1 protein-coding gene is annotated in these 398 nt (G+C 65.3%); it reads left to right on the forward strand.

The genetic code is table 11. The annotated features are described in order from the left end of the window. On the forward strand, positions 1–398 hold a 398-nt coding region (locus SB756_RS28295; protein WP_410912804.1), incomplete at both ends, for a PHP domain-containing protein.

The raw sequence follows: 398 nt of genomic DNA on the forward strand, positions 1-398 counted from the left end.
GTTGGCTATCACCGACGAATGTACCCTGGCCGGTATCGTGCGCGCCTGGCAGGCCGCCAAGGCGCATGGGTTGCGGCTGATCGTCGGCAGCGAGGTGCAGTTGCACGACGGCCCCAAGCTGGTGCTGCTGGTCGAAAACCTGGCCGGCTACCAGAACTTGTGCGCACTGATCACCCGTGCCCGTCGGCGGGCAGAAAAGGGTGAGTACCAGCTTTTTCGTGACGACCTGCAGCTGCACGGTCAGGGCCTGCTGGCCTTGTGGGTGGCCGATGACAGTGACGATACGGCCACCGGAAAGTGGCTGCGCGATGTGTTCGATGAGCGCCTGTGGCTGGCGGTGCACCTGCATCGGGGCCACGACGATGCCATGCGCCTGCAACGCTTGCGGGCACTGGCGG

The sequence above is a fragment of the Pseudomonas sp. SIMBA_068 genome (genome assembly GCF_046534705.1).
Taxonomy (GTDB): domain Bacteria; phylum Pseudomonadota; class Gammaproteobacteria; order Pseudomonadales; family Pseudomonadaceae; genus Aquipseudomonas; species Aquipseudomonas putida.